The sequence below is a fragment of the Pseudomonas sp. PH1b genome (assembly GCF_000633395.1).
Classification (GTDB): Bacteria; Pseudomonadota; Gammaproteobacteria; order Pseudomonadales; family Pseudomonadaceae; genus Aquipseudomonas.
This window is the reverse complement of the sequence record NZ_AYMU01000057.1, coordinates 1-1458: the sequence shown is the minus strand read 5'-3', so window position 1 is coordinate 1458 and position 1458 is coordinate 1. Positions and strand designations below refer to the sequence as shown.

Genomic DNA, 1458 nt, shown 5'->3' with positions numbered 1-1458 from the left:
TGAGCGTCAGCTCGCCCTGCTGGGCAATGACCTGCCCGCCCTGGTTGTCGGCAGTTGCGGAAACCTCAAGGCCCTGGCTGGTCTTGGCCTGCAACAGGCCCTTGGCATTATCCAGGCGCTCGGCATTGAGTTGCAGGTCGGCTTCGCGGCTGAGGATCTCGCCATCGCTGTTCTGCACCTCACCACTGGCGCTGATCAACACCGAATCATTGGCCGCTACCCGGCCCTTCTGGCGGTTGTCCAAGTGTTCGGTGAACAGCCGCAGCCACTGCTGGCTGGAGAGTTCGCCTCCCTGGTTCTCAACCTTAGTGCTGCGCTTGAGCAGCAAGGGGCCGGCGGCAGACAGCGTGCCCTGGTTGTTGATCAAGTGTCCCAGCAGATCGAGGGTGGCGCCCTGCTCGCCGCTGAAGGTGCCGTGGCTGTTGTCCAGGTCGCGACCGATAAACTGCAGATCGCCGGCAGCGTTGAGCGTGCCGCCCTGGTTGCCCAGGGTCATGGCCTGCAAGGTCAGGGTCGCGCCGCTGTCGATGGAGCCTCCCTGGCTGTTGTCCAGCCGGTCGCGCAGTTTGAGGCTTTGCTCGCCGGCGCTGGAGATCACCCCCTGGTGGCTGTTGTCGAGGCTGGCGGCCTTGACGTCCAGGGTCTGCTGGCTGACCAGGCCACCGCCCTGGCTGTTGTTCAAGGCGTCGTTGAGGGTGATGTCGACACCGCCCTTGAGGCTGGAGACGGTGCCCTGGTTGCTGTTGTTCAGGCCGATGCCATTGAGGGTCAGGCCCTGCCAGCCCGACAGCAGGCCGCCCTGGTTGTCCAGCTCGGCGCTGCCGGTGATGCTCAGGGTCTGTTGCGCCAGTACCACGCCGCTGAGGTTGTCCATGCCGGCCAGCACCAGGGTGCTGTTGCCCTGGCTCGACAGCTCACCACCACTGTTGCCCAGGTGGCCCAGGGTGGCGTTGAGGGAATGCTGGCTCTTGATCAGGCCGCCCTGGCCGTTGCGCACCAGATCGGCATTGAGTTGCAGGCGCTCGGCGCTCAGCAGCTTGCCCTGATGACTGTTATCCAGAGTCCCGGCACTGACCGTCACCTGGCGCTGTCCGCTCAGGGTGCCGCCCTGGTTGTCCAGGGTCTGGGCCGTGGTCAGGGTCAGATCGCGGCTGGCGACCAGGCTCTTTCCGCGGTTGTCGAGATCCCGGGCGTTAAGGCTGATATCGCCGTTGGCGTTGCGGCTGTTATCGGCATTGACCCCAGCCTCGATGATGCCGTGGTTGCTCAGTTGGCCACCGCTGTCCAGCTGGATGCTGTCGCGGGCGGCAAGGGTTTTCTGGTTGCTCAGGTCGCCCCGGGTCTGCACCTTGAGATCGCTGCCGGCATACACCGCACCCTGGGCATCAAGGCTGCCGGCCTTGATCGCCACCGCGCCTTTCTCGGCGCTCGCGTCCGCCATGCGCAACTGGCCGTTGG

General features: G+C 65.2%; 1 pseudogene. It reads right to left on the bottom strand.

Annotated features, from left to right (window positions below):
* Positions 1–1458 (bottom strand): annotated as a pseudogene (locus U873_RS0133390) (filamentous hemagglutinin); the annotation flags it as partial.